Genomic DNA, 5,641 nt, shown 5'->3' with positions numbered 1-5,641 from the left:
CGTCGGCGTCCATGGTTCCTCCTTCAACGTTAATGAAGGATAGCCCGTCGCGGTGACATCGGATTTATGTCACTCCTGGTCTAACAGAGCCAAACAAAAAGACCGGGGGCGGCGCGCCGTGTGACGTGCCGCCCCCGGCTGAGAAATGGGGACAGGTTATGTGGGCAGGCAACCCCGCTAGTCTTTAGTCCAGACGACGGGTCTGCGCCACGTGCTTATACCAGTAGGCGCTTGCCTTGGGCGTGCGCTTCTGGGTCTCAAAGTCAACGTAGAAGAAGCCATAGCGCTTGTTGTAGCCATTGGTCCAGGAGAACTGATCCTGCAGACTCCACAGGAAGTAGCCGCCCACGTTGACGCCCACCTCCATGGCCTTGAGTAGCCAGCGCAGGTGCTGCTCGATGTAGTCGATGCGCGGCTGGTCGTCCACAAAGCCGTCTTTGTAGGGGTCCTTGTAGCCCATGCCGTTTTCGGTAATGAAGATCTGCTTGTAGTTGGGGTAGCGCTGCTTAATGTAGACGAGCAGGTCGAACAGGCCCTCGGGATAGATAATCCAGTCCCAGTCGGTGGTGGGGATGCCGGGCTTGTTCACGTGCTCGCCAATGCCCTTGACGCGCCAGCGGCCGGTGCCCTTCTCGCCCGTACCGTTGTGATGCAGGTCGTTCTCGCCATCGTAAGCCTTCAAGAAACGGCACTGGTAGTTGTTAACGCCCAGGTAGTCGTTGTAGAGCGCGGCTTCGCGCATGATTTCCAGATCCTCGTCCAGGATTTCGATGGTGCCGCCCGAGACGGCAGCCAGGCGGTTGGCGCACTCGAGGGTGTCGGGCGCGTAGTCGCCGCGGAAGGTGGCGTCGAGCAAGAACTGGTTCTGCAGCACGTGCTCGTTGTTGGCGGCTTTGATGTCGGCGGGGTCGTTCTCGTTGAGCGGATACTTAAACTCCAGCGACTGGATGACGCCGATTTTGCCCTTAAAACCGCCGTTGTGGAAGGCCAGCACGGCCTTGGCGTGGGCGAGCATCATGTTGTGCTCGCACTGGAAAGCCTCGGCCAGATGTGCCTTGACGCCACCGGGGAAGGTGCCCTCGATGTAGGTGTTGGAGGCGTCGGCCCAGATCTCGTTAAAGGTGAACCAGTAGGTCACCTGGTCGGCGTACTCCTTAAAGCAGAAGGTGGCAAAGTCCACAAAGGCGTCGATGGTCTCGCGGTTGAGGAAGTCGCCCTTCTCAAAGAGGGGCAGCGGCGTATCGAAGTGATGCAGCGTGACAAACGGCTCGACGTGGTGCTTGTGGCACTCGGCGAAAAGGTCGTGGTAGAACTGGACGCCCTCGGGGTTGATCTCGCCGGTGCCGTTGGGGAAGATGCGGCTCCAAGCGATGGAGAGGCGGATGCCGTTGATGCCGAATTCCTCGCACAGCTCCAGGTCGACGGGGTACTGGTTGTAGAAGTCCGAAGCGGGATCGGGGGAAAAGCGCCCCTGGGCCTCCAGGAAGTCGTCCCAGGCAACCTTGCCCTTACCGTGAGTGCGGGTCTCGCCCTCTACCTGGTAGGCAGCGGTGGCGCCGCCAAAGACAAAGTCCTCGGGAAACTGCGCGGGCGGGTTGGTGACGCTAGCAGGATTAACGGACATGATGATCCAATCGTCTAAATCGAAGGGCCAGCCGGTCTTGGATGGTCGGCTGGCCCTGGGCGTTACTTACTTCGAAAGTTGCTCACTCACGAAGGCGAGAGACTTGTCGCCGTTCTGGGAGAGCTCGATGTACTGCTTGCCACGGCAGGCGACGCACTTGTTGCCCACGCGCTCACAGTCCTTCTGCAGGTCGGCCAGGTAGCTTGCGGCCTGCGGGGCCAGGACGACCAGGTCAAAGTCGGGGAGCATGTCCACGTGGTTGCCATAGGCCTCGGCAGCGGTCTCGAGGTTAATGCCGCGCTCCTTGGCGGCCTTGGCCAGCGCGTTGGCGAGCAGGCCCGAGGTTCCGCCGCCCTGGCAGAGCACGAGCACGCGCTTGCCGTTGAGGTCGCTGGCGGTCGTTGTCTCGGCAGCGGGTGCTGCGGAAGCGGCGGGGGAGTCGGCCTTCACGGCCTCGGCAGCAGCGCCGGCGGCAACGCTCTTGGCGTCAGCCTTGCCCTGGAAGGCATCGTTGAGCTTGGCGGCCTTCTCGGCGTTCTTGGCGGCGAGCTCCTCCTGGGAGATCTCGGCCTCCTCGGCGCACTTCTGGGCGTCATAGGCACGGAAGAACGGGTAGTACAGAACGAAGTCGACGACCAGGATAAGGGCGAGCATCACAAAAGCGAGCGGCTGGAAGCCCAGGCCCATGATGGTGCCGATGGGGCCGGGGACGGTCCAAGGCAGGGTGTACATAAAGCCGTTCATGCCCAAGAAGTCGATAAAGATCTTGAGGATCCAGATGTTGGCGATCGGGGCAAAGACAAACGGGACAAAGAAGACGGGGTTGAGCACGATGGGCGCGGCGAACAGCAGCGGCTCGTTGACGGCAAAGCAGACGGGGACGATGGCGGCCTTACCGACGGCGCGCATCTCCTGAGACTTGGCCAGGAAGCAGAACATAAAGACCAGGACGAGCGTGGCGCCGGTGCCGCCCATGCAGACGACGAAGTACTGGGCACCCTGGGTCAGGACAGCGGAAGCGTGCTGGCCGGCCTGGAACGCAGCCAGGTTGTCGGTCATGTTGGCAACGAGGGCGGCGGCGATGGCGGGCTCGACGATCGAGGGGCCGTGGACGCCCACGAACCAGAAGAGGCTCATAGCGCCGTAGATCACAGCGAGGCCGATGTAGCCGTCGGCAGCGGTGAACAGGGGCTGGAACACCTGGATGACGCCCTGGGCAAAGCAGAAGCCAAAAGCAGCGCGGAAGGCGATGTCAAAGACCCAAAAGACGGTGATGCAGACGGAGAAGGGGATGATGTCCTTAAAGGTCTGCGAGATGTTGGGCGGAACCTGCTCGGGCATCTTGACGGTGATGTTGCGCTTAATGAAGAACTTGTAGATGATGCCGGTCACAAACGCAGCGATAAAGGCGGTCAGCAGGCCTTTGGAACCAAGGTAGGTGGTGTTGAAGCCGCTGGCAGCGTCCGTGGCGATCGTGTCGCTCGAAAGGAGCAAGAAGCCGATGATGGCCGCGCACATGCACGAGATGAAGTTGATCTGGTTGTTCTTGGGCAGATCGCGGTTCTGAGCGTCGGCGAAGTGCTTGGCCGTGGTGGCGGCACAGGCGATGGCCAGGATGCCCATGGAGTAGTTGTAGCACTTCCATAGGGCGTTGTTGATGTCATCGGGCCAGTAGAAACCCCAGATATTGGGAACCGAGGCTACCAGGCAGAAGATGGACGAGAAGATGATGATGGGGATGACGGAGATAAAACCGTCGCGGATCGCCTTGAGGTACTTGTTGCGGGCGATCGCGTTGAAAAAGGGCTGCCCCTTTTCGATGATGGCGATGAGTTGCTCCATGCAAAGCTCCTAAGAGTCGGTGGGTTGGCAACGATGGTAGCTTTTGACGTTTGGTTGCCAAAATGTTGACGTTGCCATTTTGCGACACAAAATAAGACGCGAACCGATGGCCCCTGTGCCTGTGGACCGTCGATTCCTTGCGCGTAAACGTTTGAGCCGCCCGGTGGCTCTGTGTTTGCACAATGGCAACGTTAACATTTGGTCGACAAAAGCTGTTCGGGGAAGCAAAAATGTCGGTGAACGGTAGGTTTTGGGTGGTGAGCGTATGGTGGGGGAGGCGTTGGATATACTTGAAGGCGTTAAAAATGACTGCGTAGGGTGTCACCAATGGCATCGTTGACATAGAAAGATCGACCTATGGCCGCTGTTAAAAAATCGGTATCCGTTAAGGATGTGGCGCGTCTCGCGGGCGTCTCGGAACAGACGGTCTCGCGCACCGTTCACGATTCGCCCAGCGTGCGCCCCGAGACCAAGGAGCGCGTGCGTGCCGCCATGCGCGAGCTGGGGTATCGCCCCAATTTTGCCGGTCGATCGCTGCGTCGCGGTAAGTTTAAGACCGTCGGCGTCGCCATGTTCAATATTACCGGCACCGGCAACCTCGACCGTATGGAGGGCTTTGCCGCCGCCGCCGATAAGCACGGCTATGCCATCACTCTCACTAAAGTAGACGGGCATCCGTATACCCTCGAGGGCGCATCGTCGCGCATGAGCGCACTGCCGGTGGACGGCATGGTTGTGATTATGAACCGCATGCCGGCGGACTTTGGCACCTTTGAGCCGCTGCCCGGTATGCAGACGGTGCTCGTTACCATGCTGGAGCACCCGCTCTGTTCAACGGTCGATAACGACCAGTTCGATTGCTCGCGCCAAGTGGTCGAGTACTTGCTGGGGCAGGGGCACAAGACCGTGCACTTTATCTCGTGTCCCGAGCGCTCGCTTTCGGGCATGCGGCGCGAGGAAGGCTGGCGCGAGACATTGCGTGCGCATGGCATCGAGCCACCGCAGCTCGTGCGCGGCGACTGGACAGCGCAGAGTGGATATGCTGCCGGTCAGGCTCTGGCGGACGATCCGACCTGTACGGCCATTTATGCTTCCAACGATGCCATGGCATATGGCTGCATCCGTGGGCTCGAGTCGCGCGGGAAGCGCGTGCCCCAGGACGTAAGCGTGGTGGGTGTTGACGATAGTTTGGGCGATATCGTGCCCGATCGTCGCCTGACCACGGTGCGCTTTGACAACAAACGCGTCGGCATGTGGGCGGTCGACAAGATTGCCGGCGCCGAGGGCACTGCACCCGGTGTGGAGCACATGCTGTTTCCGGGCGTGCTCGTCGAGGGCGATACGGTGCGCGATGTACGCTAGGGCGCGGGTCTGTTTGGGTTGCCGCTAATTGTGTTCGATATTGTTCAGATTAGTTTAAAAACCGTTCACGGGCGAATAGTGACCGTTCATAGCTCAAAATTACGTTTTGCGCTGTTCTTTTTTGTTTGAATGTTATTGTTTCTGTCATACACAACGCAGCGCGTATGCCCGGACGCGATGCTCTCCATTGGTTCATATGTGAAAGGAACGCAATATGGCAACCAAAGAAGAAATCTCGATGGTTGGATTCGAGATTGTCGCATACGCAGGTGACGCCCAGACCGATCTGCTTGCAGCGCTCGATGCTGCTCGCGAGGGTGACTTTGAGAAGGCCGAACAGCTGCACAAGGATGCCAGCGATGCACTTATCGGCGCCCACGACACGCAGACCAAGCTGCTTTCGCAGGAGGCCGGCGGTGGCGAGATGGAGATGACCTTCATCATGGCTCACGCTCAGGACACTCTCATGACCACTATGATCCTGGAGAAGCAGGCCCGCTTTACCATCGATGCCTACAAGCGCATCGCTGAGCTCGAGGCCAAGCTCGCCTAACGAGCCCTCACAACCAAGTTCCCTTCCAAAAGCCCTGCCGCACCCGCGACAGGGCTTTTTCTGTCCTCCTCCAAGTTGCGGTGAAATAGGGACTGAATAGGGGCCGGCGGGCGCAAAACAATCCCTATTCCACCGCAACTCATCCCGAGATAGTCATTGGGTGTTCCTATAGTTTTGTCAACCGTCGGGGCTACTCCCGGTAGGGCACCCGGTCGCGCATCACGGCGTATATCGCCCTGAGCCGCTTCCTCGCGACGGCC

4 protein-coding genes are annotated in these 5,641 nt (G+C 59.5%); 2 read left to right on the top strand and 2 right to left on the bottom strand.

Translation table 11 applies throughout. The annotated features are described in order from the left end of the window. Positions 1–184: 184 nt before the first annotated feature. Positions 185–1,624 carry a 6-phospho-beta-galactosidase gene (gene lacG / locus AQ996_RS09235; RefSeq protein WP_022094685.1) on the bottom strand — a complete coding sequence of 480 codons (1,440 nt, stop codon included), beginning with the start codon at positions 1,622–1,624 and terminating at the stop codon, positions 185–187. 66 nt (positions 1,625–1,690) lie between these two features. Next, complete coding sequence (locus AQ996_RS09230) at positions 1,691–3,466, bottom strand: lactose/cellobiose PTS transporter subunit IIB (RefSeq protein WP_022094686.1); 1,776 nt, start codon at positions 3,464–3,466, stop codon at positions 1,691–1,693. A 357-nt stretch (positions 3,467–3,823) separates the two neighbouring features. Here AQ996_RS09230 and AQ996_RS09225 point away from each other — a divergent pair, with 357 nt between their 5' ends. Together AQ996_RS09225 and AQ996_RS09220 are read left to right on the top strand one after the other, a co-directional pair. Continuing rightward, the gene (locus AQ996_RS09225) at positions 3,824–4,828 is read left to right on the top strand and encodes a LacI family DNA-binding transcriptional regulator (protein WP_055252617.1); all 1,005 of its coding nucleotides are present in this window, start codon (positions 3,824–3,826) and stop codon (positions 4,826–4,828) included. 214 nt (positions 4,829–5,042) lie between these two features. Then, positions 5,043–5,381: a PTS lactose/cellobiose transporter subunit IIA gene (locus AQ996_RS09220; RefSeq protein WP_055252615.1), complete on the top strand. Its 339-nt coding sequence runs from the start codon at positions 5,043–5,045 to the stop codon at positions 5,379–5,381. Positions 5,382–5,641: the final 260 nt, after the last annotated feature.

The sequence above is a fragment of the Collinsella aerofaciens genome (assembly GCF_001404695.1).
Classification (GTDB): domain Bacteria; phylum Actinomycetota; class Coriobacteriia; order Coriobacteriales; family Coriobacteriaceae; genus Collinsella; species Collinsella aerofaciens_E.
Note: the sequence above shows the minus strand (reverse complement) of the source record. Positions and strands in the feature narration are given on the sequence as shown.

Coding starts and splice junctions, on each gene's coding strand:
- lacG (WP_022094685.1), bottom strand. CDS start 1,624: ATGTCCGTTAATCCTGCTAGCGTCACCAACCCGCCCGCGCAGTTTCCC.
- AQ996_RS09230 (WP_022094686.1), bottom strand. CDS start 3,466: ATGGAGCAACTCATCGCCATCATCGAAAAGGGGCAGCCCTTTTTCAAC.
- AQ996_RS09225 (WP_055252617.1), top strand. CDS start 3,824: ATGGCCGCTGTTAAAAAATCGGTATCCGTTAAGGATGTGGCGCGTCTC.
- AQ996_RS09220 (WP_055252615.1), top strand. CDS start 5,043: ATGGCAACCAAAGAAGAAATCTCGATGGTTGGATTCGAGATTGTCGCA.